Origin of the sequence: Sodalis sp. C49 (assembly GCF_046352915.1) — a bacterium.
In the GTDB taxonomy this organism is placed as follows: Bacteria; Pseudomonadota; Gammaproteobacteria; order Enterobacterales; family Enterobacteriaceae; genus Acerihabitans.
Map to the genome: position 1 here is coordinate 533,275 of NZ_CP163303.1, position 26,988 is coordinate 560,262.

Sequence of the window (26,988 nt, forward strand, 5' to 3'; positions counted from 1 at the left end):
TTATTTTGCTGTTTTTGTTTTGCTTTAGGATAACCTGAGTGTCGAATGAGGGTATAAGTAAAATATAATGATCCCATTTATAGTTGAAGCAAATCATTTTTTGTATCGCTTTCCTGAGAATATCATCATAAAAGATTCCCCCAATGGGGATATGAAACTTATCGAATATTCCAGAGATAATTACATTTATCGTAATTATTTTATAGGCTATCGCAAAACCAATGGCACCGTGTTGATTCTAAAAGATAAAAAACCCATATGGATTATGACTTATGAAGGGGGTGTATCCGATCTTGATTTATCAGATGACGGTGTAAAGAAAATATATACGTTTGTGCGGCAAAACCTGGCCAGAGCCACGATTGTGCAAGCGATCAGGGGGCCGAGCGAGTTCCATAATGATAAAATGAGCTACCGTAACCGCTTCTTTGGCTCTATGCATAAATTTAACGGTATCGAAAAGGTTACGCAGGAAGGCAAGGGATTACTCTATTCCCTGATTTACTCAGGTAATGATGTGATATTCTAGCGTTCTATTTCTTAGCTATTTTCTTATCGTATTCCATATTTCCATTATACGTATGCTTCCTGCCAGGGAGAGTATGGCCGGGCTTTTGTGCTCATCCGGCGCTGTATTTCACCTGACTGAAGCGGCATTCACCATGGCACCTTGCGCATTCTTTGCGGCGTGGATCCAAGGCAGCGTAAAAAGGCCTTTCGCATTAATGCAGTATCACTAAAACCCGCCTCCAGCGCGATGGCCGCCAGCGTCTGGTTGCTGTTTTCCACCCGGCTGCGGGCAAACTCCACCCGCAAGCGCTCCACGGCCCGCGCGGGGGAAAGACCGGTATTGGCGACAAATTCCCGGGAAAACTGGCGCGGTGAGAGATGCGCCTCTTCCGCCATCATGGTAACGGAGAGGTCACCCCGCAGATTGCGGTTGATAAACGCCAGCACCCGCTGGATCCGTGGCGAAGGCGGGGTAATATCCCGCATGCGCATAAACTGCAACTGGCCATGGGTACGACGGCGGGGGATCAGCAACTCCCGGGCAATAAGATGCGCCAGCGGCTCGCCGTGTTCCGCCGCGACCAGCGCGAGCGCCATATCCATTCCGGCAGTGGCTCCGGCCGACGTCCAGATATCATCATCCTGCACCACGATACTGTCGGCCAGCAGCCGGGCGTCAGGGACCAGACGCTGCAGTTCCGCCACCCGGCGCCAGTGGGTGGTCACCTTTCTTCCTGCCAACCTGCCCGCCGCCGCCAGCACAAAAGCGCCGGTGCAGACGGAGACATAGCGGTGGGCAATATCCTCCCGCAGCAACGCCAATAGCGCGGGATCGCAGCTTGCCCGGCCGACGCCGCTGCCCCCCACCACCACCAGGGTATCGAATCGTTTGCCTCCGCCAGCGCTGGCGTGTACCGCCAGGCCATTGGAACTGGCGAACATCCCGGCCCGCACGGCGCACACATCCAGCTGGAATTGTTCCTTTGGCGGCAGGTGGAGATTAGCGGTCTCGAACACGCTGAGCGGCCCGCTAAGGTCAAGCAGATTGAAACCGGGAAAAATCAGAAAACCAATGCGACGCGTCATGTCCTAAAAAGCCCTTTTTATGTCATTTCAGACAAAAGTATGGTGTGGAATACTGACCGGCGTCAATCAACGGTTTCAGGAGAAATGTGATGCCTTATGTCATGGACAGTGAACTTGCGGCACGTTTAGCACAATTGCAGCCCGAGCTTGCACGTTTTCCCGCCTTTCAACCCGGCGATGTTCTGAGCTGGCGGGACAAGAGCAACGCCTTTTACGCATTGCTTAACGACCATTTTCCCGAGGCGACCGGCATAGAGACCCGGGAATTTTTCATTCCCATGGGTAATGAAAAACGCCTGGCGCGCTGGTATCAGAACGCGGGCGAGCCCTCGCGCGGCACGGTGCTCTTTGTGCATGGCGGTGGCGGCGTCTCCGCCGATATCGCCGCCTATCATAAAATAGTGGCGAACTATGTGGCACAAAGCGGCGTCAGTTTTCTGGCGCTGGATTATCACCTTGCCCCGGAGATAGCGGGGGATAGCCAGGCGGAACAAATTATTAGCGGTCTGGCTTGGCTACAGGAAAACAGCGCGCAGTTGTCCATCGAACCGGATCGTATTGTGCTGATGGGTGACAGCGGCGGCGGGGGGATCGCGGCGTCCGCGGCCATTCTCGCGCGGGATCGACACATTGCCTTAGCCGGGCAGATCCTCGTTTACCCCATGCTGGATGACCGGACGACGGATGCGGCAGCGGAAATATCGCCCTTTCTTACCATCACCGCCAGCGAAATACAGACCGCATGGCGCGCCAGGATCCCGGACGGAGCGGATGACGGACAACTGAACCGCATTATCCCGGCCAGGCTGGACGATTTTACAGGACTTGCCCCCACGTATATTGACGTGGGCGAGCTGGATCTCTTTTGCGCGGAGAACCTGGCCTGGGCGGGAAATCTGGCCGCCGCCGGCGTGCCGGTGGAATTTCATCTCTACCCCGGCGTCAATCACGGTTTTGAGTTGCTGGCCCCGCATTCAGCCATCGCCCAACAGGCCATGCGGCTGCGTTGTTCGGCCATTCGCCGTCTGACGGCGTAAGCAGGGTACTTCCAGCCAGGGCCGCGAACCGCCGGTGTATCCTGCTTCGGCGTCGCGGCCGTGCGTTGCGCTGAAAGTTACACGGCCAGCGTGTAGCCGTGTAGCCATGAAAAATGCCGGCCAAGACTGTTGAGCACGGCATCACGCTCCGCCCGGGCAGGTCCCTGCGCAAGATGCAGACAGTCATTCACCCGGCGCGACGATGCCTGAATTCTTTCACCACGGGCTTTACGTTCGCGTTGGTAGCTCTCGAGCTTTGATTCGATGGAATCCAGGGCATCATTATTCATGATGTGCGCGAGGGCGACGGCATCTTCGAACGATGAAATCGCGCCCTGGCCATGATGGGGCATCATACCGTGCGCGGCATCGCCGATGAGCACGGCGCGCCCGCGATACCAGGCCGCCATCGGGCTGACCTGGAACATCCCCCAGCGCTCGGACAGGTTAACGTGTTCAAGAAGCTGCCCGACGGCGGGATGCCAGCCGTTAAACATCCCGGCGATGGCGCCGGCGTCGGCGGGGACCCGCCAGGCTTCCTGCCGCCATATTTCCGGACCATCCATAAAAACCACGATCGTCTGATATGCAAAGTTTTTCCCGATGGGAAAATTCAGTACGTGTTTGCCATCGCCCATCCAGTCGGTAAAGGAATGCGGTTCGGGAAGGAGGTCGAGATCGGCGGTTTTGGCCAGTCCGCGAAACGCGCTGTTGCCGGTGAATACCGGCGTGGCGGAGGCACTGATCGCATTGCGGACGACGGATTTAATGCCGTCGGCGCCCACCACCAGGTCCGCCGTCGCCACCGAACCATCAGCCCAGTAAAGTTTCGCTTCGCTGCCTGCATCCTCCAGACGGGTAAGCTGTTTGCCCAGCCGGATATGTTCTTTGCCGATAACGTCAAGCAAGGCCGCCTGCAGGTCGGTACGGAAGGCGCCGTAGTAGGGGTGCCCGTATTCATTTCTGTACCAGTTATCGCGGGCGAGCAACTGCGAGGCCGCCACGCTGCCGTCTTCATTGCGAAAAAACGCGGCTTCCGTTTCACAGGAACATTCCGCCATGCGCGCCGCAATACCCAGCTCGGCAAACAGGCGCGTGCCGTTCGCCCACAGCGAGATGCCCGCACCAAGCTCAACCAGTTCTCTGGCCTGCTCATACACAATAACCTCATGTTTGCTGTTTTTCATGGCGCAGGCAAAGGCCAGCCCGCCCATGCCAGCGCCAACTACTGCAATTCGTGCCATGGCAGTTCTTCTCCAGTCATGTTGATAAAAATCGTCTTACTACTTTCAGATGAAGTCCGCATTTATCTTTAAATAAAACAATAATCGGCAGTATTTAAAATAAGGTATGGCCGCAGGCTGAATAAAATATTCCCATGGCCTTATGACCAGGTTAATTAATTTAAATGTAGCTTACGCAGGAAATTCCTTTTCCCGATGATAAATGTGTATGAAATAAGTTTATTGTTGACCGGGGTAAGTTAAATAACTCATTCCCGTTATCCATTCCGGTACGGATTCATATGCAACGTAGTCAGGGCGCGCGCCTTTCATCGCCCCCATCAGCGCCACCCAGTTGAGCGCCTCATGGCCGCCGTGTCCGCCGCGCTCCTCCACTTCCTCATAGGTCAGCGCGCGCATATATTCCACATCACCCGCGGCAAAGCGCTCCAGCATTTCCCTATCCCATTCTTCATTGACCAGCGGATGGCTATTACCGAGCGGCCATTCCATTTTGCTCATCATATCTATTTCATATTGGGCGAAATCGGTATACAGCGTCGGGTCGTCAATCAGCGCTTCCTTACCGATGGTCTGATACACCTTCATGCGCTGCAGCAGCTTATCATCTTCCGGCGCGCCTTCAGTCCATACCGGCGGCCAGTGCGAAAGCCCGCCTGTCGCCAGAAAATGAATACGATAGTCATCAGGCAATGTGTCGATGATTTCGCGGACTTTTAACCCCAGATCGTAGGCCCGTGAATACGGCATAAGCGGCGGAGAGAAGACGTTGATATAGACTGGCACCACTGGAATATTGAATTCCGGGTTGATGAAGACCAGGGGCATCATCAGATTATTGCCATATTCAATCGCGCCCATGCGTGTTGCGTCAAACCCGCCATGAATCAATTTTTCAAGCAACGTTTGCGCAATGCCGGCATTACTGGCAATGCTGTGCTGAGTAGTGAATTTCAGCGCTTCCATCATATATTCCGCCGGCCCGATATTCGCGTCACTGACTGGAACGCCCAGGGTCGGCATTAAGTTGCGGAAATTGTTTTCAAAATGATCGTCTAAAAACGCAATAATCAGATTTGGTTTGGTATCGTCGATACAGTGTTTCAACCGCGCATGTATGGCGGCCAGGCGTTTTCGCTGCTCGGGGGAGGGCGCGTCTGCCCAGCCAAGCGCACCGGGAACATGGGACATACTGATGGCACTGACAATCTTAGCCATATCATAACCTCGTTATCTGAATAGGTGATTTTTCAACGTGAACGCCTGAGAAAATGTATTATCTGCAAATCAAATAATCGTATTGGTTAATTCGCCGATCTCCTTCATTGCCACCGTCACTTTATCTCCCTTTTTTAAATATCTTGGCGGCGTAAAACCTATTCCAACACCAGCAGGCGTACCGGTGGCGATAATATCGCCCGGCAGCAGCGTAATGTTTTGTCCAATGGTCTTGATTAGGGTCGCAACGTCAAAGATAAGATCCGCAATGGCGGCCTCCTGGCGTTTTTCGCCGTTGACGGTACAGGCTATTGTCTGGGAACCGGGTTCGCCAAACTCATCGGCAGTCACCAGGACCGGGCCCATCGGGCAGAATCCGTCAATGCCCTTGCCGAGCAGCCACTGGCTATGCTGTTTTTGCAGATGACGCGAGGTGAGGTCGTTGACCAGCGTGTAGCCGAAGACATAAGACATGGGATCGTCGCTCTGCGTCACGCGTCCTTTTTTGCCCAGCACCACGGCTAACTCGGCTTCGTAATCGAGGGTATGGAAGGGATCGAGCGTACTGTCTACCTCGTCGCCGGGGCCACTGACCGAGGTGGAGGGTTTGCTGAAGATAATAGGATGCGCGGGAACATTTCCCGCCGCGGCGCTCGAATCAAACCCGCTGTTTGCAAACTCTTGCGCATGGGCCGAGTAATTTTTGCCGACGCAAAAAATATTGCGCCGGGTACAGGGAATCGGCGCCAGTAAACGCACGTCTTCCTGCGCCAGGCCATCCTCATCGGGACGTTCACTGTAGCGTTGCAGCCTGTCGGCAAATGTCGCATAGCTGTCAATCAGCACATTCATATCATTGGTAGCAACAATATCAGTGACATCGACTACTTTTCCGGCAGTGTTAATTACGCCGATTTTTTTCTCGCCGGAAAGCAGATACGTAACCAGTTTCATATTTTACCTTACAATAAAAACGCTATATTAATTAATCGCGCGCGCGGGCCACGGCTTCGACTTCAATGAGGAATTCTTCTTTAACCAGCCGGTCCACTACCAGCAGCGTATTCGGCGCATAATCCGGCGTGGCGAAAAGTGTTGGAAACAGTTCTTTCCGGTTTTTCATAAAAGCGTCAATATGCTGGGATGCCACCAGATAGGTATTAAATTTCACCACATCGTTGTAATCGCAGCCTACCGCTGCCAGCACCGCGCCCAAATTGTTAAACACCTGCGCAAACTGCGCGTCAAAATCGTTTTTACCTACCACGCCGCCATCGGAACCTACTGAAAGTTGACCGGAGATATAATAAAGGTCTCCCGCGCTCACTTTGGTCAGGTTAGAATAGAGTCCTTGCGCGGGGCTGGCGTTTTCCGGATTGATGTATTGCACCTTATCGGACACGGTAATACTCCTCGATGATAATAGGGATGAAGCCAATATAATGTTAATGCGAATCATGGCGGCGGAAACGATCGAGAATAACGGCGAAAATAATGACGACACCCACGGCGAGCGTCTGGTAATAGGCGGATACGCCTACCATGTTCATCACGTTTGACAGCAGCGTTAATACCACCACACCGGTAATCACCTGCCGAAGATTGCCTGCGCCGCCGGTCAGCGCCACGCCCCCGAGAACGACCGCCGCCAGGGACTGCAGCGTCAGGTTCGCCGCCGCGATGGGCTGGGCGGAGCTGGTCCAGGCGGTTAAGATGATGGCCCCCGTTCCGGCGCAGAAACCGCTGACCATATAGACCAGGACCGTATTCCATTTTACGTTGATTCCCGATTTGGACGCCGCGGACACATTGGAGCCCATGGCATAGACATAGCGGCCGAACAGCGTGTATTTGAGCAATACGCCAATCATGATGGTCAAGGCGATGGCAATCCATACCATGACGGGAAGCCCTAATAATGTGCCATAGCCCACGGCTTCAATATATGAGGCGGGAACGTCGTAAATGGGCACGCCGCCCGACAATATTAAAGCGAATGCCTGAGCGACGGACAGCATCCCCAGGGTAATCACCAGGGGGGAGGTATTAAAAACCGCGATAAGGATGCCTGACGCGGCGCCGGTTAACGTGCCGACCAGCAGCATGGCCACCAGGCCCGCGGGGACGCCGAACTGATTCATGATCATCACGCCCGCGACGCCTGCGAGGGACATGGCAGAAGAAAGCGACAGATCCAGTCCCCCCCTTATTACGGCCACGGCCTGGCCAAGTGAGATAATAAGCAGAGGGGCCAGTTGGCAGGCCAGATTTATCCCGTTACTGACGGACATAAATCTCGGCTGGATAAAGCCCGCGATGACGGCGGTTAACACAATCAACAGGGGAAGCATCCAGTCCGAAAGCGAAAATCGTCTGGTTTTCACGCCTTTTCCCGACGCCAGGAGCCCCGCTTCTCTGCTTGTACTCATGATGCAAACTCCTGCTTCATCATTACGTAAGGGTTAATGATCTGGCTGGTCCTGACCGGCCTGGCCGACAACGTCTGCGATAATCGACGCTTTGTCATGTTCGTCAGGGTTGCGGTATGCCGTGACGATACTGCCGTGGAACATTGTCCACACCGTGTCGCACAGCGCCATCGTTTCGGCCAGATCGCTTGATAACATCAGCACCGATACCCCGGTCGAGGCCAGCGCGCGAATGCGCTGATGGATTTCATGTTTGGCCGCGATATCGACGCCGGCGGTGGGTTCTTCCAGTACCAGCACTTTTCCGGCGCTGGCCATGGCCCGGGCGAGCAGAACCTTCTGCTGGTTGCCGCCGCTGAGGCTGGTAAGCGGGTCATGCTTATCAGCGTATTTCACGCCGCAGGCTTGCAGCAGTTGGTCCGCCATGGATTCTGCCCGGCCAATACGGATGAATCCGCTGCGAGCGAACCGTTTTAACTGGGTCATCATCAAGTTTTCCGCGATGGACAGGGACGGATACACGCCATTGGCCGCCCTGCCGGCAGGCAGCCAGGAAACCCCTTTTTTCAGCGCCTCGGACACGTTTGCGGGCCGCCATGCATAACCCTCTAATTTGAAGCTGAGAGGGGTGTCGCCTGGCATGGGCAGGAAGCCGACCAGGTTATGCAGCAAGGCCTCGCCTCCGCAGCCGACCACCCCATAGATGCCAACCACTTCGCCGCGACCGACAGAAAAAACCCGGGTTCCGCCGCGGCTGACCGGCAGGTTTTCCACGTCGAGCAAGGGCGGGAAGCGCAGGTTGCCTTTGTCATTCATTTCGTGGCTGCCGGGCGCCTTGCCCGTAAGGCGCGAGACAATGACATCAGCATCCACATCGCCGCCGACGGGGAATGAGTCCACGACTTGTCCATTGCGCATAATAGTGACCCTGTCACTGACCGCGATCACATCATCAATATGATGAGTCACTAAAATCGAGGCCAGACCCGCTGCCCGCAGTTTTTCCAGCACCCGGAAAAAGCGTTCCTTCTCGACGGCGCCCAGCATGGCCGTCGGCTCGTCGAAGATAATCACCCGCGGCTGGGACAGTAACGATTTCCCGATTTCGATAAGCTGCTGTATGGCTACCGGGAAAGCGCTTACCGACCGTTCCATATCAATGTCGGCCAGCCCAAGCTGGGCCAGGACTTCCTGCACCCGGGCGACTTCCCGGGCTTTGCGGATAAACGAAAACACCGTTTTGCCTTTCTCCGCGCCCAGCCACAGGTTGGCGCGGACCGACAGGCTCGGCGCCAGGGACAGTTCCTGATACACCATCACTATGCCGGCATGGCGCGCTTCACGGGAACTGCTGAACGAGACTTGCCGTTCGCCATACCAGATCGCGCCTTCGTCTGCTGGATATAATCCGCTGATGATCTTGCCGATAGTTGACTTGCCGGCCCCGTTCTCGCCCAGCACGCAGTGGATCTCCCCGGCCTGGAACTGGATGGAAACCTGGTTCAGCGCCTGCGTGGCGCCAAACCGCTTGGACAAGCCGCTGATCCGCAGCAGCGGCGAGCTTCCCTGACTTAGCGCCTTACCCGTTACCTGTTCTGTCGACATCGTTGTTACCTCGTACCAGGCTTACTGCATTGCAGGCACTTTCCATTCAGCCGGCGCGATTTCATAGGTTTCAAAGGGATGTGTCGCCACGTTGCTCTTGTCCAGCACCTTATTCGGCACATTGTAATGGGCGTAATTCAGTCCATCGGTACCTGCCGGCGCCAGGTTAGGCAGCGGTTTTCCCGCCATGGCGCGGATGGCGTACTGAACAATCAGGCGTCCCATGATGATGCCCGGCTCGGATACCACGGCCAGCATTTTCCCGTCTTCTATCATCGGCACGGCCCTTTTAACCATGGCCGAGCTCACGACGGACGCCTGCCGGTGCTGCTGGCGGATAGCCTGGACCGCCCCCATGCCCAGCGTAATCTGCGGGGTATAGATAAAATTGACCTCAGGGTTGCGTAGCATCAGGTCGGAGGCCTTGGCCAGACCTTCCTGCAGATCGATGCCGCCGCCAAATCCCGTTTCAACCACGGAAACGGGCGTTGCGCATTTACCTGCCTGCGCCTTGAAACCTTCATAACGAAGGCGTACCCATTCGGCCCCGGCGGGTCCTGGGATCATGGCGACATTTTTCGGCGTGACCGGGGATTTACAGACGGCGTCCGCCATAAGTTTGCCGATATAGGTATCATCCTGCAGAACGCCGAAGTCGATATTTTTACTGTCCACGGGGATGCCGACCGATGCGACCTTCATGCCGCCCGCTTTGAGGGATTTAATGATGGGGTCAAAACCGTTGAAGGCGGCCGGGGCCAACACCGCCACGTCGGCGCCGATGCTTTTCAACGCCTCCAGCTGGGCAAACTGTTCACGCACATTGCCGTATGCGCCGGCCACCGACACCTGGACCACGTCCACGCCGGAGCGTTTGGCTTCATCGGTAATGCCGTAAATAATGCCTTTATAAAAATCATCGTTCAGATGGACTACGGTCACCCCCAGCTTGAACGGCTTTTCCGCTTTAAGCGCGGGAATCAACCCGACTAATCTGTCTTCCTCTGCTTTTACCGGGGTAGTCATAAAGGCTGATAGCGCCGTTGACGCCAGAATATAGGAAAAGAATAAAGGGGACGTGCGTTTTTTAAAGTGAGACAGCCAATTCATTATAATTTCCTCGTTGTAATACCGCGACAGGACAGCAAACATAATTCCCTGTGAAAGGGTGTTTTGTAGTGAAAAGCCGACTTATTATCGGACCGTCATTAAGCATTGCGGCGATGCGTTATCGCCACGCACATCGCTTTATTCTTGTCATCTCGGGCGCAGCGATGGAATTACTGAAACAGTTGATGCGCTGCCGCCATAAAGGCTCTGGTTCTTTCAAATGCCACAGAGTGAGAGCATTCACTCAGGATGTGTAAATCGGCATATTTAATCTTTGCTGATAAATATTCAGAGGTACTTTTGGGAAAAGGAATATCATCGCGCCCGTGCAGCATGACGACCGGGCAGTTAATCGCGGACAACACCTCATCACCCAGGGTGGTCATTTCGACATAACGCTGCGGTTCGCCGGTAAACATGGCATTGAAATATTCGGCATAACCGGGCGCAAACACGACCGGCTCTCTTGCCTTGATATAGTTGTCATCAATGATCGATTGATCATGAATAAGCGTACCCAACGTGGCGATCAGTTCGTCCCGGTTTTGCGGACACCGCCAGATGCGCTGAGTCGCGGCCGTGGCAAGGAAGGGCGCGCCGATAGCGCCGGTGGTCAGCACTGCCGACACCCGCTTGTCGGAAGACGCCAGTGACAGTGCGATGGCGGCGGACAGCGAATGGCCGATGATGCCGATCTCGGCCGCGCCGATATAATCCAGCATCGCTTTAGCCTGGCGAATCCACAGGGGGAAATCAAAGTAGGGTGGTTCCGCCTTGCGATCGCTGATGCCAAAACCGATAAGATCCATGGCGAAGATGTGATAGTCATGGCCCAGCGGCTCCAGCACGCGGCTCCAGTTGCCTAAACTGGAGGCGCCAGGGCCGGAACCATGAATCAGCATCAGCGGCTTGCCTTTCCCTGCGTGGTAATAGCCTGCCTGCATGCCTTCAAATTCAATGGACGCCTTATTCAGTGGAACATTCATGCTGACTCCTGGCTGACACCGGTGGGGGTGAAATTGATAATACGCGGCAAAAAACTTTTTTAAAGCAAAAAATGGATTTTTTGGCATATTATAAGTTTTATGTATGAATATCCTTTTAATTTTGGCTATGTTATTATGGGAATTAATTAGCAGAGCAAGCTTTTAACTATTTGAAAAATAAGAATTCACTGGAGAAGGAAAATGAAGGTTCTCAAAGAGGGAAGGTCGCTAAATGAGACGATTTATTCTCATGTCCGGGGCTTGATTCTTACCGGACAGCTTCTGCCGGGGAATAAACTTAAGATTTCCGAACTTGCCCAGCGGTTTGATGTGAGCATGAATGTCATACGCGAGGCCCTGAGCCGCCTGGCGGGCGAATTGCTGGTGGACGTTGCGCCGCAGCAAGGATTCAGCGTGCGCGGGCTGAATGCGGGCGAGCTTATCGATTTAACGGAACAGCGGATTACGTTGGAAGGGATTGCCTTGCGCAAGTCGATCGCCAGCGGGGATATTGAGTGGCAGGCGCGCCTTATCGCCGCTAATCACCGCCTGGTCCATACTCCCCAGACCTTACCTGAGTCGCCGGACAAATTTAATCCTGAATGGCATACGCGCCATGAGGTGTTCAATTTTATCATGATGGAAAACTGCGGCAGCAAATGGCTTTTTTTGATGGTCAAGCAGCTTGCCGAGGCGTTTTCAATTTATCAGCGGGTGCTTTTACCGGTTTCAACAGAGCAGGGGGAACGCAACAGCGATCACAATGAACTGTTGCAGGCAATATTAGACGGCAACGCGGACCGTGCCGTATCTATTTTGTCTGAACATCTGAACCATACCCGCGATGTGATGCTAAGCGCGCTGGGCGCCGCCGTTTGTGCCGAGCGCAGTACCTCTGCTTCCCACTGACAGGCGGCGGGATTATGCGGGTCCCGGCTGTTCGCCGGGGTCGGCAGCATCGTTGCGGGACGCGAGCAGCGCCCGCACGGCGAGCAGGATGCGTTCAACCCGCGCGCCGGGCCTGATTCGACCTGAACGCTCGAGTTCGGCGAGGCCATGCAGGGTCGCCCAAAACGTCTCGGTCATGACCTCTGCGTCGGCGCAAAACGGCGTGACCACCGTCGCGATGGCGTCGAAAGCAGCCCGCAGTTCCGGCCTGGTATCCGCCTCGGCGAACCGCAAAGGGGTCGGGAGGACAAACATGGCCTCGTAGAGCGCGGGCCAGCGGAAGGCAAAGCCGAGATAAGCCATGGCGACATTCTCCAGGGCGTTCCGCTGTCCGTCCGATTCACGCGCCGCGGCACGAAGCGCCGCGGTGATTTCTTGGAAACCCTCGATCGCCACAGCGGCAACAATCGCATCCCGGTTCTCGAAATGTGAATAAAGCACGGGCTGGCTGTATTCTATCTCTTGTGCCAGGCGGCGGATGGTCACCGCATTCCATCCTTCGCGCTCTGCGATCGCGCGCGCTGCCGCGATAATGCGGGATTCGCGTTCCGCCCGCTGCCTGCCTTTCCGCTCGGCGATACTCATGCTTTTATCTCCCGGACCACCTTAGCCGTCATTGCCGGTTATTATACGATGGCTTGATAATCTAGCAATGATAGATTATATTCTATTGCTATATTACCACCCTGGGACACTCAAATGCATTGGCTAACGTTCGGACTGGCGCTGTTCCTGGCACTCGCGATTATCGCGATTGGCAGCCTCTATATGGTGAACCCCACCGCCGCGACCCGCAGTTTCGGCCTGCCGCTGCCGGAAAGCGGCGTCAACATTCCATGGTGGCTGCGCCTGAAGGGCGTGCGCGACCTGACGACGGGATTCATGGTACTGGCGTTCATGGCGTGGGATACCCCGCGCGGCGTCGGCCTTATCCTGTTGGTGGGCGCCCTTATTCCGGTCGGCGACATGCTGCTTATTCTCGCCGCGAAAGGCTCCGCCAAAAGCGCCTTCGGCATCCATCTGCCTACTGCCGCGCTTATGGTCTTAACAGCCATGCTGATGCTGCCGGGGGGACGCTGAGAGGGTTCATACGCTTTCCGGCCATCCCTATGGGCTTTAATCGATATACTTTAACCCGGCCTGCTCCAGCATATCGCGCATATGATACATATCCAGGCCCAGCTCGCCCTTAGCGAAGCGCTCGCGCTTCGCCTGTTCGTTATCTTCGCGTTGCTGCGCCGCGTCGGCCGTTTGCCGGGCGAGGTCGCGCGGCACCACCACCACGCCGTCGTCATCGGCGACGATCACATCGCCGGGATTGACCAGCGCGCCGGCGCAAATCACCGGCACATTGACTGAGCCCAGGGTGGCGCGGGCGGTGCCTTTGGCGCTGATGACGCGGGAGAATACCGGGAACCCCATGTCGCGCAGGGCGCCGACATCGCGTACGCCCGCCTCGCTCACCAGGCCGGCGGCGCCGCGGGCGCGGTAAGAGGTGGCCAGCAGTTCGCCGAACATGCCGTCGCCGTTTTCCACGGTACAGGCCACCACCACGATATCGCCTTGCCGGATCTGCTCTGCGGCGACATGCAGCATCAGGTTATCGCCGGGCTGGGCCAGCACGGTCACCGCGTTGCCGCATAACCGGGCGCCGGCAAAGGCCGGGCGGATGTGGGGTCGCATAAGGCCGGTGCGGCCCATGGCCTCATGCAGCGTGGCCACGCCAAAATCCCCCAGCCGTCTGACCAGGGCCGGATCGGTGCGCTCGATGTTGCGTTTGACTATACCTAATGCATTGATTCGGGTATGCATACTGCCTCCTTAACGGCCCTGGGCCTTAAGTCGTTGATCGAGAAGAGGATAGACGCGGCGTGCATTGCCCTCGAATATCAGTTGGCGTTCAGCGTCGTCAAGCCGGGCGCATTCAATATAACGGCGGGTATCGTCAAACGCGAACCCGGTTTGCGGGTCGATACCCCTGACCGCGCCGATCATTTCCGAGGCGAACAGCACATTCCTGACGGGGATCACGCTGGTAAGCAGGTCGATGCCCGGCTGATGGTAGACGCAGGTATCGAAGAAAATATTGTTCAGCAGCTTTTCCTCGATATCGTCGATGCGCATCGCCTGCGCCAGTCCACGGAAGCGGCCCCAGTGGTAGGGCACGGCGCCGCCGCCGTGGGGAATAATAAAGCGCAGCCGGGGGAAATCGGTAAACAGATCCGAGGCCAGGCACTGCATAAAGGCCGTGGTGTCGGCGTTCAGGTAATGGGCGCCGGTGGTGTGAAACGCCGGGTTGCAACTGGTGCTGACGTGGATCATCGCCGGCAGATCATATTCCTGCATTTTTTCGTAAATCGGATACCAATATCGATCGGACAAGGGCGGCGACGTCCAGTGGCCGCCGGAGGGGTCCGGATTAAGATTGATGGCGACGAAACCGTACTCCCGCACGCAGCGATCCATTTCCGCCAGGCATGAGCGGGTGTCGACGCCCGGCGACTGCGGCAGCATGGCGGCGCCGGCGAAAAAGGCCGGATACAGCGCGCTGACCCGATAGCATAATTCATTGCAGATCCCGGCCCACGCCGCGCTGGTGGCGGCGTTGCCGATATGGTGGGCCATAAAGCTGGCGCGCGGCGAAAAAAGGGTTACGTCGATACCGCGCTCGCGCATTTTTTGCAGTTGGTTCTGCTCGATGCTTGCCCTGATTTGCTCATCGGTGATACGCAAATCGGCGGCGCTGATGCCGGAAGCGGGGTCGGTCAGGGCGGCCACCTGGCGCTTGCGCCAGTCCTCAAGGGCATCCGGCGCGGTAGTGTAGTGCCCGTGGATATCGATAATCATTGCATTTTTGCCCTCTCGGCGGTGTGGTTTTCAGCCATGACGATATGACCCAGATCGCGCCCCCGGGTTTCCGGCAGCATCATGGCGGCAAGCACCACGATGACATAGGACGCGCAGGCGCATATGCCCATGGCCGGTCCCAAATCCATATTGATGCTCAGTAATCCCACCATGGTCGGCATCACCGCGCCCAGGGCGCGGCCGGCGTTACCGCACAGGCCCTGCGCCGAACCGCGCACCCGGGTGGGGAACAGTTCGGCGATAAAGGCGCCGGTGCCTGCGGCGGTGCCCGATTGCAGCGTGCCGAGCACAAATCCCAGCAGCAGGGTGATGGTCAGGTTGATCGGCGCCAGCGTATAGACCCCTACCGCCACGGCCTGGCAGCAGGCGATGATCATAAAGGTTTTACGCCTGCCGAACGCATCGGCCATCCAGCCATTAAGGAAGGCGCCGGCGAACGACCCGAGGATATTGATGGCCAGATAGCCGCCGACGTTGTTAATCGACAGATGCAGCACCAATTTCAGGTAAGCCGGCAGCCAGGTAATCATCACGTAATTGCCGCCGTAAATACCAAAGGTCAGCAGAATGGCCTTCAGGGTGGTGGCGCGATAAGGGGAGGAAAAAACATCCCAAATACTGTTGGACTGATCCTGGACGTCGGCATGTTCTTTTTTATACAGCGGCGCTTCCTGGATATTGCGCCGGATCCACAATACCAGCAGCGCGGGCAGCAGTCCCAGGGCAAACAGGATGCGCCAGGCGGTATCGGCGGGAAAAGAATTAAAGATAATGGTCGAAATAATAACGGTAATACCGTAGCCGATGGCCCAGCCCGCCTGCAGCGCGCCGACCACGCGCCCGCGCACCCGGGCGTTGATGGTCTCGCTGATAAGCACCGCCCCGACCGCCCACTCGCCGCCAAAACCGATGCCCTGCAGGCCGCGGGTGATCATCAGCTGCCAGAAGGAATCGGTAAATGCCGACAGGAACGTAAAGAGGGAAAACCAGGCGATGGTCACCTGCAGGATCCGCACCCGGCCATAGCGATCGGATAAAATACCGGCAATCCAGCCGCCCAGCGCCGCCATGATCAGCACGGTGGTGCCCAGGATGCCCGCCTGTCCTTTGGTCATGCCCCACAGGGCGATAAGCGTCGGGATGGACAGGGCATACATCTGCGTATCCATGGCGTCCAGCCCCCAGCCGCTGAAGCAGGCCCAGAAGGTGCGTTTTTCGATTTTGTTAAGCGATGTGAACCATTGAAACATCATCATGTCCCCTTTATGCCTTCGCCACCGGCGTTATAAACCGTCTCCCCGGTATTGAAAGGGCTTTTACAGGCAATATCGTTTCACTTATCGACAACATGGGATTCGTTTTGCGCCGAACTCCAAACGATGAGCACGTATTAAACAGCTATCTCTTTTGCATGCAGCAGCGGTCGCGCGTCGCCGCCCAGCCGTTCCGTCGCGCGGGCGGCAATCTCCAGCAGGATGGGGCGATACCGCGCCATCAACGCCATGTCCAGCCGGCTGATGGGCGCCACGATGCCCAGCGCGCCGATAAGCCGCTGGCCGGGGCCGAATACCGGCGCGGAAATCCCGGCGGTTTCCTCGTCGCGCTCGCCGTGCGACGCGTAGGTATGGGCCCGGCGCACCTGTTCGTAGATGTCGCCGGGCTCCCCGGAAAAGGCCAGCAGGATCCTGCCGCCGGCACCGCGCTCCAGGGATTGCACATCGCCCTGCTGTACGTTTACGCGCACGGCAAATTGCGAATTAATCCGAAACAGGCACAAGCGGTGATCCCCTTCCCGGATATGAAAAGACACGGTTTCGCCAAGTTGTTCATTAAGCTCACGCATTAACGGCAGCAGCACATCGCTGAGATTCAGGTGGGCTAAGTAATGGTTTCCCAGGCTGAAGGTGGCGGAGCCGAGGCCGTAACGGCCATCCTCCAGGCGGATCATCATCCGGTGATGGCAAAGCGCCGCCGCCAGCCTGAGCACCGTGCTTTTATACAAGCCGGTGCGCCTGGCGAGTTCGGTCAGGGTTAACGACCGATCTTCTTGCCTGAAGGCGAACAGCAGCGCCATCGCCCGATCGATCACATCGACGCCGCTGGGGGTTACGCCCAGGGGTTGGGGATTTGTCCCCTCTGTTCGCGCCATAATATTGCCTCGTGTTCTGTCTGATAGAACTAGATATCATCTAATAGAACAACTATAGACAGCGCAGGGGATAATTTCTGTGTGTTTCATCACAGGTTAATAAGGGGAGGGGAGGCGGGGTGTGCCGGCAAAAGGCCACTTAGCCAGGCCGCAGCAAAGCGGATAATCCTGGCGCCGATCATGGCGACGGGGAAAGGGATTGACACAAAATCGTAACATGCTATCGTCTATCGGTAATATATAACACCTTACAGATAACAACTGACTGAGGAGAAGGGTAATGCGCTTTCGAAAAACTATCGGCGTGGCATGGGTCGGTTCCGCGCTGATGCTGTGTGCCGCCTCAACATATGCATATGCGGCGCCCGCCAACAGCATGCCCACCGGTGAGGAGGGCGGCATTGCGGCTGTGCCCGAGATTGTCGCGCTGGTGCCCGAGGCGATAAAAAAACGCGGGGTGCTCCGCGTCGCCACCATGACAAAATACCAGCCTTTTTCTTTTGTCGCCAACGGGAAAACTGTCGGCATGATCCCGGAGATGGTTAGCGCTGTCGCCCAAACGATGGGGCTGAAAGCGGAGATCCAGGGTATGGATTTCCCCGCGATTCTGTTAGGGCTGCAGGCACAGAAATACGATATCGGCATGGGCGAGTTTTTCGTGCGCAAAGACCGTGTCGAAGTTGCCGACTTTGTCACCGAATGGAGTAATTTCGATGCGTTCGTGGTGAATAAAGGCAGCAAATATATGCCTGAAAGCATCGCGGATGTCTGCGGGCATAAGATAGCGATCCTGGGGGGGTCTTCCGGCGTTCCCGCCATGGAAACCGGCAAGGCGCGCTGTGCGGATGAAGGCAAACCGGCGCCTCAGGTCAGCGTCTTTCCGCAAATGGCGGATGCCGTGCTTGCGCTCGCCAGCAAACGCGTCGAGGCGGTGCTGACCGGCCGCGAAGTGGGGTTAACCCTGGTGGCGTCGGGACAGCCTTTTGTGCCTACAGGCCGTGTGGGCGGTGGTCCCTGCGCCACGGCCGTGGCGCGCAATGAGTCAAGCGCGGGGTTGCTGCAAGCCCTGCAGGCCGCCTATGTGCACCTGATCGCGTCGGGAAAATATGCGCAAATCCATAAGCGGTGGGGCACGGATTACGGCATGATCACTGATCCCACTATCTATAAACAAGGCGACGCCCTGCCGGCTTATACCATCGAGTAAAGGTTATCCAACGCTCCGATAGGTAGATATTATCGCTTCTTTTATTCCCCAGGAGACCTGATGCATTCAAGATCTCACTATTCTGTTGTTGATATGCACGCCGCCGGAGCGCAAGCGCGGGTTGTGATCGGCGGCGTCCCGCAAGCCAAGGGCAATACCATGAATGAAAAGCGGCTGTACTTGGCTGCTCACTATGATCATGTGCGCAAGCTGCTGATGTATGAACCCCGCGGCGGTTCACAGATGAGCGGAAGCCTGATTATGGCGCCCTGCGATCCGCGCGCCGATGTGGGTATTGTGTTTATCGAAAGCGGCGGCTGGCTGACCATGTGCGGCGCAGGCACCATCGGCGCGGCGACCGCGTTGATCGAGACCGGCATGTTTAAAGCGGCCGGCGCACGCGCGCAGATCGTATTTGACACGCCGGCCGGTCTGGTGACGGCGCATATTGCTCTTAAAGACGGCGCGGTCCAGGGCGTCTCGCTCTCTAATGTGCCGTCATACCTCGCGGTCAAGGACCACCAGATCGATGTGCCCGGACAGGGTCGTGTCGATGTCGATATTGCCTATGGCGGCAATTTTTACGTCATTGTCCCCGCTGACCGCTTCGATCTGGCGTTGGTCCCGGCCTGTGCGGAACGGCTGGTGTTGATTGGCCGGCAAGTACGGGAAAGCACTAACGCCACCCTCGCCGTCAGGCATCCATTGGAAACGGGGGCGACGCCGATCCCCAACGTGATTTTCACCGGGCCTGGCTCGCATCCGGGCACCCATCGAAATCTGGTGTTGTTTGGTGAAGCCGGTGTCGATCGTTCTCCCGGCGGGACGGGGACATCGGCGCGCATGGCGCAGCTGTATGCGCGGGGTGCGTTGGCATTGGATGAAACCTTTGTCCATGAAAGCATTATCGGCTCCCGTTTCACCGGCAAGCTGACCGGCGTACACATCGTGGCTGGAAAAGAAATGGTGCTACCTCTTATCACAGGGCGGGCGTTTGTTATTGGCCTGCGCAACTTTTTTGTCGATCCGGAGGATCCGTTCCAGGAGGGATTTGGGGTCGGCTATGCGGCGGATGCGAAGCGTCCCGTTTTTTCAGACGGTAAGGATCACATATGAAGTCAAGCGTCCAGTATTCCGTGATTGATGCCCATAGCGCCGGCGCGCCCGCGCGGGTGGTTATCGGCGGCGTCGCGCCCGTTCCCGGCGCGCGTATCAGCGAAAAGCGCGCCTATCTGATGGAGCATCACGACGCCATCAGGAAACTACTCATGTATGAACCGCGCGGGAGTTCGGAAATGTGCGGCAGCATCTTGATGCAGCCCTGCGATCCACGGGCCGACATTGGCATCGTCTTTATCGAAACCGGCGGGTGGCCGTTAATGTGCGGCGCGGGAACCATCGGCGCCGCAACGGTGATGGTGGAAAACGGGTATGTCGAGGTGACCGAACCCCTTTCGCGCATCTCATTTGATACCCCCGCCGGCCTGGTCACCGCGGAAGTCGAGGTCGCTAATGGCGTGGTGAAAGGGGTCACCATCCAAAACGTCGCCTCTTATATGGTGGCCCCAGACCAGGTGGTGGACTTGCCGGCGCGCGGTCCCGTTACCCTGGATATCGTCTTCGGCGGGAATTACTATGCGCTGGTCGCCGCATCAAGTTTGGGGCTGGCGGTGCAACCGGCGTATGCGGAGCAACTGGTGAGCGCGGGTCGCGCCATTCGCGATAGCGTCAATCGCGATCTGCATATCATCGATCCCGCCACCGGCAAGGCTTGCCACGTGCCGATGGTGATTTTCACCGAAGAGCAAAACAGCGCCGGCAGCTACCGTAACCTGGTGTTTTTCGGCGAAGCAGGCGTTGACCGATCTCCCGGCGGCACGGGAACGTCGGCGCGCATGGCCCAGCGCTTTTATCGCCGCCAGCAGGGGCTAGGCGACAGGTTCCGGCACGAAAGCATTATCGGTTCAGTCTTTGAGGGTACTTTCGAGGAGACGACGAAGCTGACTCCCCATGTCGAAGCCATTATCCCGAAAATACGCGGCCGCGCCCATATTATTGCGCAATCGACCTTCCTGCTTGATCCCGAAGACCCTTTTGCCGAGGGTTTCGGCGTCGGCTACGGCAGCGATGCGTTGCCGCCGGCAAACCGGACCGCCTAGGAATGGATGTACAGGAATAGCGGTGCCCTGCCACGCGGCAAACGCACCTATGCCAGCGCCTGTTACGCCAAAGCGTATCGGTTATCAAAAAAAACGCCCCGAAGATCATTTGGCCTTCGGGGCGCAGCGCACCGTGATAAGCGTTATCTTTTCTTACGTCGCCACCTGATTACGCACGGATTTTTTCGCGCGTGTAAACGCCGTTGACCAAACGCGAAAGATTCAGCGGGTTGTCATCTTTTAGCGCATCGGGCAGTAATTCCTGCGGATAATCCTGATAGCAGACCGGGCGCAGGAAACGATCGATTGCCAGCGTGCCCACCGAGGTACCGCGGGCATCGGAGGTCGCCGGCCAGGGGCCGCCGTGTACCATGGCGTCACAGACTTCGACGCCGGTGGGATAAGCATTTAACAGCAGGCGGCCGGCTTTGCGTTCCAGTAAAGGAACCAGATGGGCAAAATGGCGCAAATCTTCCGTTTCCGCCACCAGCGTCGCGGTCAACTGCCCCCGCAGCCCCGTCAGGGCCCGCGTCAGCTCGGCCTGGTCCGCCACGGCGACGGCGATGGTCACCGGCCCGAAAACCTCTTCCTGCAACAGTGGATCGCCTGTGGTCAACAAACCGGATTGCGCCTGGAACAGCTGGGGCACCGCCTGCATACCCTGCTGCGGCTCCCCGGCGAGATGGGTGATGCCCTGGTGTTGATGTAATTGCGCGAGTCCGTTTTCATAGCTGGCGAGTACGCCGCGGTTGAGCATGGTTTGCGGCGGGCTGCGCCGGATATTTTGCCGCATCATCTGCAAAAAAGCGCTGAAGTCAGGCGAAGATATACCGATTATCAACCCTGGATTGGTGCAAAATTGCCCGCAGCCGGCGACCACGGAAGCCGTCAGCTCACGGGCGATCCCCTCGCCGCGCGCCGCCAGCGCGCCGGGCAGCAGGATCATCGGGTTAATGCTGCTCATTTCGGCAAACACGGGGATCGGATCGGGGCGCGCGGCGGCCAGATCATATAACGCGCGGCCGCCTTTCAGCGAACCGGTAAACCCCACCGCCTGAATAGCCGGATGCCGCACCAGGACTTGTCCGATATCGCCGCCATAAATCATATTGAACACTCCGGCAGGCATGCCGGTTTGCCGGGCGGCGAGCACGATGGCGTTAGCCACGCAATCGGCGGTGCCCATATGGCCATTATGCGCTTTCATGACTACCGGACAGCCCGCCGCCAGGGCGGAGGCGGTATCGCCGCCGGCGGTGGAGAATGCGAGGGGAAAGTTACTGGCGCCGAACACCGCCACCGGCCCGATGCCCCGTTTTATCTGACGCACATCGGGGCGCGGCAGCGGGGCGCGCTGCGGTAGCGCGGTATCGATACGGGCGCCAAAGCAATCCCCGCGCCGCAGCACGGAAGCAAACAGCCGTATTTGCCCGCTGGTACGCGCGCGCTCCCCGCGGATACGGCCTTCAGGCAGCGCTGTTTCCCGCATCGCCAGCTGGATAAACTCATCGCCCAGCGCATCCAGCCTATCGGCAATGGCATCGAGAAAAAGGGCGCGGTCACGCGCAGGCGCGCTGTGATAGGCTGGAAAAGCCTGTTCGGCGGCCAGGCAGGCCTGGACGGCTTCCTGCTCCGTGGCTTGATAAAAAGTGTAGGGCAGCGCCTCGCCGGTAAATGCATCATAACTGGCCAGCGTGACGCTGTTTTGCCGGCTGCGTTCACCGCGGATAAAGTTTTCACCCAGAATTTGCATAGCGGAACCTTGATACGTGTTGAAAATAAGATCAGCGCCGGCGGACGGTGCCGCGTTCAGCGTCAACTGAGGGTTACCCAGATGGTTTTCATTTGGGTGTATTGATCAAAGGCTTCGAATCCTTTGTCATAGCCGCCGAATCCCGAGGTTTTGAGGCCGCCAAACGGCGTGGTGATATCGCCTTCACCGTAACCGTTAACCGCCACGGTGCCGGCCTGTATTTGACGCGCCATGCGCACGGCGATGTTGATGTCATTGGAAAATACCGTAGCCGCCAGGCCATAAGCGGAGTCATTGGCGATTTTTACCGCCTGTTCCTCGCTGTCGAAAGTGAGGATCGCCACCACCGGACCGAAGATTTCGTCCCGGGCCAAGGCCATATCCGGCGTGACGCCATCAATAATCGTGGCTTCGACAAACCAGCCGCCGCTATCCTGCCGCACCTGGCTACCGCCGTGCAGCACAGTGGCGCCTTGCTGTTGGGCCTGCGCGATGGCGCTCAATACCCGCGCCAGCGCGTCAGGCTCGATCAGTGGCCCCAGCCTGGTGGCGCGGTCGGTGGGGTCGCCGGTTTTCCATACCTGCGCGGCCCGGATAAAAGCCTTCATAAAGGGTTCTTTAATGGCGGAGTGCACCAGGATGCGCGAACCGCAGGTGCAGTTTTGCCCCATATTCCAGAATGCCGCATTGGCCAGGTTTTCGGCGATGGCGTCCAGGTCTTCCGCCATATCCGCCATGACGATCTGCGGGCTTTTGCCGCCGCATTCCAGCACCACTTTCTTCAGGTTGCTGTCGGCGGCGTAGCGCAGGAACTGCCGGCCGATTTCTGTTGAGCCGGTGAAGGTCAGCGCATCGACATCGTTATGCAGCCCTAAGGCTTTACCGGCGATATGGCCTAAGCCGGGCACCACGTTGAATACGCCTGCGGGGATGCCCGCTTCCCGCGCCAGCCCGGCGATACGTATCGTCGACAGCGAGGCCAGTTCCGCCGGCTTGATCACCAGCGAGTTGCCAGCCGCCAGCGCCGGCGAAATTTTCCATGACAGGGTGGCGGCAGGGAAGTTCCATGGCAATACCATGCCGACCACGCCCACCGGTTCACGAATAATCAGGCCAAGGTTGCCCGCGCCGGTGGGCGATATCTTGCCGAAGACCTTATCGATGGCTTCGGCATACCAGCGAATGTTGTTGACCACATCGGGTAGGTCGAAATTTTCGCAATCCGCCAACGGCTTGCCGGCATCCAGCGAATCCAGCAGGGCTAACTCGGCGGCATGTTGTTCGATAAGATTGGCAAAAGTATGCAGGATGCGCTTACGCTCGCGCGGCTCCATGCGGCTCCATTCACCGCGCTCAAAGGCGGCGCGGGCGGCCTTAACCGCTTTATCAACGTCGGCGGCGGAGCAGGCGGCAATCTGGTTGAGCAGTTTACCGGTCGCGGGATTAAAGTTATCGAAGACCCGCTGGTGTTCAGCGTCGACATATTCGCCGTTGATAAAAGCGCGGGTCCGTACAGTGTCAGGTAAAGCAATCATATGCACTCCAGAAGGGATGTTATAGCACTTTGCCAAGAAAGGCTTTGGCGCGTTCATTTTTGGTATGGCTGAAAAATTCAGTCGGGTTGCCTTGCTCTACCACCACGCCGTTGTCCATGAAGACCACATGGTCGGAAACTTCGCGGGCGAAACCAAGCTCATGGGTCACGACGATCATGGTCATGCCCTCGTCGGCCAGTTCGCGCATGACGCTCAGCACTTCGCCGACCAGTTCGGGATCGAGGGCGCTGGTCGGCTCGTCAAACAGCATCAATTTGGGCTTCATCGCCAGCGCGCGGGCAATGGCGACGCGCTGCTGCTGGCCGCCGGAGAGCGTACGGGGATAGGCATTGGCCTTACCGGTCAGCCCCACCTTGGACAGCATCACCATCGCCTGTTCGACGGCGTGTGATTTACGGATTTTTTTGACGTGCATCGGCGCTTCAATGATGTTTTCCATTACCGTCATATGGGGGAACAGGTTAAAGCTCTGGAAAACCATGCCGATATCGGCCCGTTGCCGGGCCACTTCGGACTTTTTCATCTCATAAAGCTTGCCGTTGTGTTCGCGATAGCCGACCGTTTCGCCGCCGACCTGCAATAACCCCTTTTCAATACGCTCAAGATGGTTCATGCAGCGTAGAAATGTGCTTTTACCCGATCCGGAAGGTCCGAGGATGCAGCATACGTTGCCGTATTCGACGGTCAGGTCAATGCCCTTGAGCACCGGCAGATGGCCATATGATTTCTCGACGCCGCGCGCCACTACCGCAAAGTGGTGTCCGTGCGGGGAAGATGGGGAAAAAGGCATAGTCAGGCATTCCTTACTGTGTGATCGTCAAGTTTCTCGTCCGCCGGCGCTGGCAGCGCCTGGGAATGATGATCGCTTTTGGAAAAATGCTTCTCGGTATAGTGCTGCAGCACACAAAGAACAGAGGTGAGCACCAGATACCATAGCGAGGCCACAATCAGCAGCGGGATGGTCTGGAAGTTCGCGGTATAGATGAGCTGCGCGGAGTAGAGCAATTCCTGCAGGGCGATCACGCTGACGAGGGAAGTGGTCTTGAGCATGCCGATCAGCTGGTTGCCGGTTGGCGGAATGATAATGCGCATCGCCTGCGGCAGGATGATTTTCACCATCACGCGAAAGCTTGACATGCCCAGCGCTTCCGCCGCTTCCCGTTGTCCGCCAGGCACTGAATTCAAGCCCGCCCGCACGATCTCGGACATATAGGCTCCTTCATTCAGCCCCAGGCCAAGCAGCGCCGCGGCATAGACCGTAATGTACTGATTGGCGTCAAAGGTGCCTAGATTGGGCCCGAACGGAAAACCAATGGTAATCTCCGGATAAAGCGCGGACAGGTTGTACCAAAATATCAGTTGCACCAGCAGCGGCGTGCCGCGAAACATCCATAAATAGATAAAGGAGATACTGTTGAGCACCGGATTTTTTGACATGCGCATCAGGGCGAGCAGCGTACCTAATACCACGCCGATGCTCATGGCGGCGAGTGTCAGCCAGACGGTTGCCATCAGGCCAGAGAGAATCGAAGCATCGAAAAGGTATTGGGAAACCACCTGCCATTGATAACGCGGATTGGTGATAAGTGAAACGATCAACCCCGCCGCCACAATGATAAGAAGTCCCGCCGCAATCCAACGCCCATGATATTTCAACGGCACCACGGGCATGCTCTGATGTTCTCCGATGTCTCCCACTACCTGCCGATTTAACAATTGTGTCTGTGTCACTTTCGTTCCCCTAAACATACTTGAAACTCGCTATGGATGTATGTGAGACTTTACGGTAATCGATAACCGGTAGCCGTTTACATAATGTTAGTTTAGTTTTTATCCGTCAAGTTCAATCGCGCAAAAATGGGAGTGATGACGATGTCTCAATTCAAATGGACCAACTGGGGTGGCAATCAAACCTTCACCGTGGACAACTGTTTTCGGCCGGGAAGCGAAGAGGAGGCAATCGCAGGCATTCGCCAGGCGGTAAGCCAAGGACAGCCTGTGCGGGTTGCCGGCAGCGGCCACTCGTTTACGCCTATCGTTCGCACGGGTGGTTTATTGCTCGATCTCAGCGCGCTGAGCGGCGTCATCGCCATCGATAAGGGGCATCAACAGGCGCAGGTCGCGGCGGGTTCCTCCATTGCCGCCCTCGGCGAACCGCTGTGGTCCGCGGGACTGTCGCTTGAAAACCAGGGGGATATCGACGTGCAATCCATCGCCGGCGCCGTCGCCACCGGCACCAAAGGTTCGGGCACCGCTTTTGGGTCGCTGTCATCAAAGGTGGTCAGCCTGCGTATCGTCAATGGGCTCGGGGAGGTGGTGGATATCGATGGTGAAACCGCTGATTATCTGCGCGCAGGCCAGGTTTCGCTCGGTTTGCTCGGGCCGGTGGTGCGCGTCGGTTTACAACTGGTCCCAGCCTACCGGCTAAAAGAGGAAAATATCATTCTGCCCATGTCGGAGGTGCTGCGCCAGTGGGATTACCTGCTCGGCGCATACCGGCATTTTTCTTTTTGGTGGATGCCCAGCGCGCATTCCGCCCAGATGTACCAACTGGGCGAGGTGCCGGCCGATCACTGCTTTGTCAAACTGCTGCGGGAAGTGTCCGCCGATGGACCCGACCTCCCTCAGGGCGCAATGAATCGGCGCACGGATCGGGCGTATCGCATCTATCCCGATGGCACTACCGATGCGCAATTCCATGAACTGGAGTACATGGTGGACGCCGCCGATGCGCGGGAGGCGGTCGAACGCATGCAATATCTGATGCGCAGCGGATTTCCCCATGAGATCTCGCCGCTGCAGGTCCGCTGGCAGAAAGCCGATACCGGCTATATTTCGCCGCAGAGCGGCCGTGACAGCACGTCCATCTCCGTTTCAGGCGCCATAGGCAGCAATTATTTTCCCTTCTTGCAGGCGGTGGATCAGACTTTGCGACCGCTTTCGGCCCGGCCGCACTGGGGCAAGCTGCACTTTCTCGACCGCCGGCGGGTGAGCGAACTTTACCCCGATTACTCGCGTTTTATACAAATTCGCCGGCAGATGGACCCGCTCGATCTGTTTTTGAATCCGCATTTTGCCGAGCTGTTTGCATAACGCCGTGTTTGAAAAAGCGCATTGACAGAC

The 26,988-nt window shown here is 57.1% G+C and carries 26 protein-coding genes; 8 read left to right on the forward strand and 18 right to left on the reverse strand.

The features are described 5' to 3' along the window. The first annotated feature begins 67 nt into the window (after positions 1-67). A complete protein-coding gene (locus ABUK12_RS02325) occupies positions 68-529 on the forward strand; it encodes a DUF5680 domain-containing protein (protein WP_410014772.1) in 462 nt (153 codons plus the stop codon). 128 nt (positions 530-657) lie between these two features. Here ABUK12_RS02325 and ABUK12_RS02330 read toward each other — a convergent pair whose 3' ends face one another. Beyond that, positions 658-1,596 (reverse strand): GlxA family transcriptional regulator, encoded by a 939-nt coding sequence (locus ABUK12_RS02330; protein WP_410014773.1) that lies wholly within the window; start codon positions 1,594-1,596, stop codon positions 658-660. Positions 1,597-1,685: 89 nt separating this feature from the next. On the opposite strand from ABUK12_RS02330, the gene ABUK12_RS02335 reads away from it, so the two are divergent. Continuing rightward, positions 1,686-2,633 (forward strand): alpha/beta hydrolase fold domain-containing protein, encoded by a 948-nt coding sequence (locus tag ABUK12_RS02335; RefSeq protein WP_410014774.1) that lies wholly within the window; start codon positions 1,686-1,688, stop codon positions 2,631-2,633. A 77-nt stretch (positions 2,634-2,710) separates the two neighbouring features. Here the strand turns inward: ABUK12_RS02335 and ABUK12_RS02340 are convergent, their stop codons facing one another. From ABUK12_RS02340 to ABUK12_RS02375, 8 genes are all read right to left on the reverse strand, one after another. Further along, on the reverse strand, positions 2,711-3,877 hold the full coding sequence (locus ABUK12_RS02340; RefSeq protein WP_410014775.1) for an FAD-dependent oxidoreductase: 1,167 nt from the start codon (positions 3,875-3,877) through the stop codon (positions 2,711-2,713). 219 nt (positions 3,878-4,096) lie between these two features. Next, a complete protein-coding gene (locus ABUK12_RS02345) occupies positions 4,097-5,095 on the reverse strand; it encodes an extradiol dioxygenase (protein ID WP_410014776.1) in 999 nt (332 codons plus the stop codon). A gap of 69 nt (positions 5,096-5,164) precedes the next feature. Then, positions 5,165-6,049: a fumarylacetoacetate hydrolase family protein gene (locus tag ABUK12_RS02350; protein ID WP_410014777.1), complete on the reverse strand. Its 885-nt coding sequence runs from the start codon at positions 6,047-6,049 to the stop codon at positions 5,165-5,167. A 31-nt stretch (positions 6,050-6,080) separates the two neighbouring features. Continuing rightward, complete coding sequence (locus ABUK12_RS02355; protein WP_410014778.1) at positions 6,081-6,497, reverse strand: RidA family protein; 417 nt, start codon at positions 6,495-6,497, stop codon at positions 6,081-6,083. Positions 6,498-6,540: 43 nt separating this feature from the next. Next, entirely contained in the window at positions 6,541-7,524 is a 984-nt protein-coding gene (locus ABUK12_RS02360) for an ABC transporter permease (RefSeq protein ID WP_410014779.1), read from the reverse strand. 33 nt (positions 7,525-7,557) lie between these two features. Beyond that, positions 7,558-9,129 (reverse strand): sugar ABC transporter ATP-binding protein, encoded by a 1,572-nt coding sequence (locus ABUK12_RS02365; RefSeq protein WP_410014780.1) that lies wholly within the window; start codon positions 9,127-9,129, stop codon positions 7,558-7,560. A gap of 21 nt (positions 9,130-9,150) precedes the next feature. Continuing rightward, positions 9,151-10,239, reverse strand: coding sequence for a substrate-binding domain-containing protein (locus ABUK12_RS02370; RefSeq protein ID WP_410014781.1), 1,089 nt, complete (start codon positions 10,237-10,239; stop codon positions 9,151-9,153). Between the two features lie 170 nt (positions 10,240-10,409). After that, a complete protein-coding gene (locus ABUK12_RS02375; RefSeq protein ID WP_410014782.1) occupies positions 10,410-11,225 on the reverse strand; it encodes an alpha/beta fold hydrolase in 816 nt (271 codons plus the stop codon). Positions 11,226-11,426: 201 nt separating this feature from the next. Here ABUK12_RS02375 and ABUK12_RS02380 point away from each other — a divergent pair, with 201 nt between their 5' ends. Beyond that, positions 11,427-12,134 carry a GntR family transcriptional regulator gene (locus ABUK12_RS02380; RefSeq protein WP_410014783.1) on the forward strand — a complete coding sequence of 236 codons (708 nt, stop codon included), beginning with the start codon at positions 11,427-11,429 and terminating at the stop codon, positions 12,132-12,134. 12 nt (positions 12,135-12,146) lie between these two features. Here ABUK12_RS02380 and ABUK12_RS02385 read toward each other — a convergent pair whose 3' ends face one another. Next, complete coding sequence (locus tag ABUK12_RS02385; RefSeq protein WP_410014784.1) at positions 12,147-12,758, reverse strand: WHG domain-containing protein; 612 nt, start codon at positions 12,756-12,758, stop codon at positions 12,147-12,149. 114 nt (positions 12,759-12,872) lie between these two features. Between ABUK12_RS02385 and ABUK12_RS02390 the strand changes: the two genes are divergently transcribed. Then, positions 12,873-13,253, forward strand: coding sequence for a DUF4267 domain-containing protein (locus ABUK12_RS02390; RefSeq protein WP_410014785.1), 381 nt, complete (start codon positions 12,873-12,875; stop codon positions 13,251-13,253). Positions 13,254-13,289: 36 nt separating this feature from the next. On the opposite strand, the gene ABUK12_RS02395 is transcribed toward ABUK12_RS02390, so the two are convergent. The 4 genes from ABUK12_RS02395 to ABUK12_RS02410 form a co-directional block, all read right to left on the reverse strand. Next, positions 13,290-13,985 carry a 4-carboxy-4-hydroxy-2-oxoadipate aldolase/oxaloacetate decarboxylase gene (locus tag ABUK12_RS02395; protein ID WP_410014786.1) on the reverse strand — a complete coding sequence of 232 codons (696 nt, stop codon included), beginning with the start codon at positions 13,983-13,985 and terminating at the stop codon, positions 13,290-13,292. Positions 13,986-13,994: 9 nt separating this feature from the next. Continuing rightward, positions 13,995-15,020: an amidohydrolase family protein gene (locus ABUK12_RS02400; RefSeq protein ID WP_410014787.1), complete on the reverse strand. Its 1,026-nt coding sequence runs from the start codon at positions 15,018-15,020 to the stop codon at positions 13,995-13,997. Next, on the reverse strand, positions 15,017-16,297 hold the full coding sequence (locus ABUK12_RS02405) for an MFS transporter (protein WP_410014788.1): 1,281 nt from the start codon (positions 16,295-16,297) through the stop codon (positions 15,017-15,019). Before ABUK12_RS02405 ends, ABUK12_RS02400 begins: the two co-directional genes overlap by 4 nt. A 134-nt stretch (positions 16,298-16,431) precedes the next feature. Further along, on the reverse strand, positions 16,432-17,190 hold the full coding sequence (locus ABUK12_RS02410; protein WP_410014789.1) for an IclR family transcriptional regulator: 759 nt from the start codon (positions 17,188-17,190) through the stop codon (positions 16,432-16,434). 280 nt (positions 17,191-17,470) lie between these two features. Here ABUK12_RS02410 and ABUK12_RS02415 point away from each other — a divergent pair, with 280 nt between their 5' ends. The 3 genes from ABUK12_RS02415 to ABUK12_RS02425 are packed head-to-tail and all read left to right on the forward strand — an operon-like array spanning position 17,471 to position 20,556. After that, positions 17,471-18,397 (forward strand): transporter substrate-binding domain-containing protein, encoded by a 927-nt coding sequence (locus tag ABUK12_RS02415; RefSeq protein ID WP_410014790.1) that lies wholly within the window; start codon positions 17,471-17,473, stop codon positions 18,395-18,397. Between the two features lie 60 nt (positions 18,398-18,457). Next, positions 18,458-19,513 carry a proline racemase family protein gene (locus ABUK12_RS02420; RefSeq protein ID WP_410014791.1) on the forward strand — a complete coding sequence of 352 codons (1,056 nt, stop codon included), beginning with the start codon at positions 18,458-18,460 and terminating at the stop codon, positions 19,511-19,513. Further along, complete coding sequence (locus ABUK12_RS02425) at positions 19,510-20,556, forward strand: proline racemase family protein (protein WP_410014792.1); 1,047 nt, start codon at positions 19,510-19,512, stop codon at positions 20,554-20,556. The genes ABUK12_RS02420 and ABUK12_RS02425 overlap by 4 nt, the downstream gene beginning before the upstream one ends. A gap of 169 nt (positions 20,557-20,725) precedes the next feature. Here ABUK12_RS02425 and ABUK12_RS02430 read toward each other — a convergent pair whose 3' ends face one another. The 4 genes from ABUK12_RS02430 to ABUK12_RS02445 all read right to left on the reverse strand — a co-directional run bounded on the left by ABUK12_RS02430 (position 20,726) and on the right by ABUK12_RS02445 (position 25,596). Next, positions 20,726-22,309: an aldehyde dehydrogenase (NADP(+)) gene (locus tag ABUK12_RS02430; protein ID WP_410014793.1), complete on the reverse strand. Its 1,584-nt coding sequence runs from the start codon at positions 22,307-22,309 to the stop codon at positions 20,726-20,728. A gap of 62 nt (positions 22,310-22,371) precedes the next feature. Continuing rightward, positions 22,372-23,844, reverse strand: coding sequence for an aldehyde dehydrogenase (locus tag ABUK12_RS02435; protein ID WP_410014794.1), 1,473 nt, complete (start codon positions 23,842-23,844; stop codon positions 22,372-22,374). A 19-nt stretch (positions 23,845-23,863) separates the two neighbouring features. Then, positions 23,864-24,655 (reverse strand): amino acid ABC transporter ATP-binding protein, encoded by a 792-nt coding sequence (locus ABUK12_RS02440; RefSeq protein WP_410014795.1) that lies wholly within the window; start codon positions 24,653-24,655, stop codon positions 23,864-23,866. Positions 24,656-24,657: 2 nt separating this feature from the next. Further along, the gene (locus tag ABUK12_RS02445) at positions 24,658-25,596 is read right to left on the reverse strand and encodes an amino acid ABC transporter permease (protein WP_410014796.1); all 939 of its coding nucleotides are present in this window, start codon (positions 25,594-25,596) and stop codon (positions 24,658-24,660) included. A 141-nt stretch (positions 25,597-25,737) separates the two neighbouring features. Between ABUK12_RS02445 and ABUK12_RS02450 the strand changes: the two genes are divergently transcribed. Next, positions 25,738-26,958, forward strand: coding sequence for a D-arabinono-1,4-lactone oxidase (locus ABUK12_RS02450; protein WP_410014797.1), 1,221 nt, complete (start codon positions 25,738-25,740; stop codon positions 26,956-26,958). The last annotated feature ends 30 nt before the right edge of the window (positions 26,959-26,988 follow it).

Excerpts from the sequence above, each read along its gene's own strand:
- ABUK12_RS02325 (WP_410014772.1), top strand. The coding sequence starts at position 68 with ATGATCCCATTTATAGTTGAAGCAAATCATTTTTTGTATCGCTTTCCT.
- ABUK12_RS02330 (WP_410014773.1), bottom strand. The coding sequence starts at position 1,596 with ATGACGCGTCGCATTGGTTTTCTGATTTTTCCCGGTTTCAATCTGCTT.
- ABUK12_RS02335 (WP_410014774.1), top strand. The coding sequence starts at position 1,686 with ATGCCTTATGTCATGGACAGTGAACTTGCGGCACGTTTAGCACAATTG.
- ABUK12_RS02340 (WP_410014775.1), bottom strand. The coding sequence starts at position 3,877 with ATGGCACGAATTGCAGTAGTTGGCGCTGGCATGGGCGGGCTGGCCTTT.
- ABUK12_RS02345 (WP_410014776.1), bottom strand. The coding sequence starts at position 5,095 with ATGGCTAAGATTGTCAGTGCCATCAGTATGTCCCATGTTCCCGGTGCG.
- ABUK12_RS02350 (WP_410014777.1), bottom strand. The coding sequence starts at position 6,049 with ATGAAACTGGTTACGTATCTGCTTTCCGGCGAGAAAAAAATCGGCGTA.
- ABUK12_RS02360 (WP_410014779.1), bottom strand. The coding sequence starts at position 7,524 with ATGAGTACAAGCAGAGAAGCGGGGCTCCTGGCGTCGGGAAAAGGCGTG.
- ABUK12_RS02365 (WP_410014780.1), bottom strand. The coding sequence starts at position 9,129 with ATGTCGACAGAACAGGTAACGGGTAAGGCGCTAAGTCAGGGAAGCTCG.
- ABUK12_RS02370 (WP_410014781.1), bottom strand. The coding sequence starts at position 10,239 with ATGAATTGGCTGTCTCACTTTAAAAAACGCACGTCCCCTTTATTCTTT.
- ABUK12_RS02375 (WP_410014782.1), bottom strand. The coding sequence starts at position 11,225 with ATGAATGTTCCACTGAATAAGGCGTCCATTGAATTTGAAGGCATGCAG.
- ABUK12_RS02380 (WP_410014783.1), top strand. The coding sequence starts at position 11,427 with ATGAAGGTTCTCAAAGAGGGAAGGTCGCTAAATGAGACGATTTATTCT.
- ABUK12_RS02385 (WP_410014784.1), bottom strand. The coding sequence starts at position 12,758 with ATGAGTATCGCCGAGCGGAAAGGCAGGCAGCGGGCGGAACGCGAATCC.
- ABUK12_RS02390 (WP_410014785.1), top strand. The coding sequence starts at position 12,873 with ATGCATTGGCTAACGTTCGGACTGGCGCTGTTCCTGGCACTCGCGATT.
- ABUK12_RS02395 (WP_410014786.1), bottom strand. The coding sequence starts at position 13,985 with ATGCATACCCGAATCAATGCATTAGGTATAGTCAAACGCAACATCGAG.
- ABUK12_RS02400 (WP_410014787.1), bottom strand. The coding sequence starts at position 15,020 with ATGATTATCGATATCCACGGGCACTACACTACCGCGCCGGATGCCCTT.
- ABUK12_RS02405 (WP_410014788.1), bottom strand. The coding sequence starts at position 16,297 with ATGATGATGTTTCAATGGTTCACATCGCTTAACAAAATCGAAAAACGC.
- ABUK12_RS02410 (WP_410014789.1), bottom strand. The coding sequence starts at position 17,190 with ATGGCGCGAACAGAGGGGACAAATCCCCAACCCCTGGGCGTAACCCCC.
- ABUK12_RS02415 (WP_410014790.1), top strand. The coding sequence starts at position 17,471 with ATGCGCTTTCGAAAAACTATCGGCGTGGCATGGGTCGGTTCCGCGCTG.
- ABUK12_RS02420 (WP_410014791.1), top strand. The coding sequence starts at position 18,458 with ATGCATTCAAGATCTCACTATTCTGTTGTTGATATGCACGCCGCCGGA.
- ABUK12_RS02425 (WP_410014792.1), top strand. The coding sequence starts at position 19,510 with ATGAAGTCAAGCGTCCAGTATTCCGTGATTGATGCCCATAGCGCCGGC.
- ABUK12_RS02430 (WP_410014793.1), bottom strand. The coding sequence starts at position 22,309 with ATGCAAATTCTGGGTGAAAACTTTATCCGCGGTGAACGCAGCCGGCAA.
- ABUK12_RS02435 (WP_410014794.1), bottom strand. The coding sequence starts at position 23,844 with ATGATTGCTTTACCTGACACTGTACGGACCCGCGCTTTTATCAACGGC.
- ABUK12_RS02440 (WP_410014795.1), bottom strand. The coding sequence starts at position 24,655 with ATGCCTTTTTCCCCATCTTCCCCGCACGGACACCACTTTGCGGTAGTG.
- ABUK12_RS02450 (WP_410014797.1), top strand. The coding sequence starts at position 25,738 with ATGTCTCAATTCAAATGGACCAACTGGGGTGGCAATCAAACCTTCACC.